This window comes from Polynucleobacter sp. 39-46-10 (genome assembly GCF_002282275.1).
Genome location: NZ_NCJB01000539.1, coordinates 1 through 1,116, shown reverse-complemented (window position 1 = coordinate 1,116; position 1,116 = coordinate 1). Strand labels below are relative to the sequence as shown.

The 1,116-nt window shown below is 46.4% G+C and carries 2 protein-coding genes; one reads left to right on the top strand and one right to left on the bottom strand.

Annotated features, from left to right (window positions below):
- Positions 1 to 365 (bottom strand): rhodanese-like domain-containing protein (locus B7X71_RS17525; RefSeq protein ID WP_293601684.1); only part of this gene is annotated, 365 nt, incomplete at its 3' end.
- Positions 366 to 447: 82 nt separating this feature from the next.
- Between B7X71_RS17525 and B7X71_RS17520 the strand changes: the two genes are divergently transcribed.
- The coding region (locus B7X71_RS17520; RefSeq protein ID WP_293601683.1) for a putative Na+/H+ antiporter at positions 448 to 1,116 on the top strand (669 nt) is incomplete at its 3' end.

Here is a 1,116-nt window from a genome sequence, read left to right as displayed (position 1 = left end):
GCCTTTTTCCAGGCGCTAAAACCGCCCTCTAAGTGGCAAACACGGGGAACTCCCATTTTTTGAAGGGTTTCAGTGGCCAAGGAGGACCTCCAAGCCGAGGCGCAATAAAGCACTAAACGCTTACCCTCACCAAAAATCGGCTTGAAATAGGGGCTTTTTGGGTCCACCCAAAACTCCAGCATCCCCCGAGGAGCATGAAAAGCACCGGGGATCATGCCTTCGCGCTCTAATTCCCGAACATCCCGAATATCGACAAAAACAGTATTTTCATCATCAAGCAGGGTTTTGGCCTGATCCAAGGGCACCGTTTCAATCTGAGCCATCGCATTGGCGATTAAATCCTCATAACCCAGAATTAAACTCATATTTACCCCTATACAGATAGTGATTAATGGCAGTTAAACAAAAATCGAATTAGTTAAAACTACAGTCTGATAATATCTTCCCATGAACTTTACCCCTACAGAACTTGGTGCCAGTATTATTTTTGCGATAGCAGTACTGCACACCTTTAGCACTTCCTATTTTGAAACTCTAGCCAAGAAGTCTCGCCTGCATTCGGGCTTATGGCACCTACTTGGCGAAGTAGAGATTGTTTTTGGTTTCTGGGCAGCAGTATTACTAATTTATATCGGTTTTACAACTGGCCTTGATAGCGCCAGAGAATACGCAAGCAAGCGTAATTTCACAGAGCCGCTTTTTGTATTTGCAATTATGGTGGCTGCGGGTAGCAAGCCTATCCTGACTTTTGCCACCCACCTGCTCTATACCCTTGGCAAGTTTTTACATGTCGCCCTGCGAACACGCGAAGCGCCGATGCTGTATTTCCTCACCTTATCCCTCACGCCATTACTGGGTTCATTCATTACCGAGCCGGCAGCAATGACGCTCGCAGCCTTCTTGTTGCGTGATTTGGTTTACAAGCATAAATGCTCTACCCCAATGCTATTCGGCACACTAGGGGCATTATTTGTAAACATCTCTATTGGTGGCACACTCACCAATTTTGCGGCACCTCCTGTACTAATGGTGGCTTCTACTTGGGGCTGGTCAACTGCCTTTATGTTCACCCATTTTGGGTATGAAGCTGCAATAGCGATCTTCGTCAACTCTCTC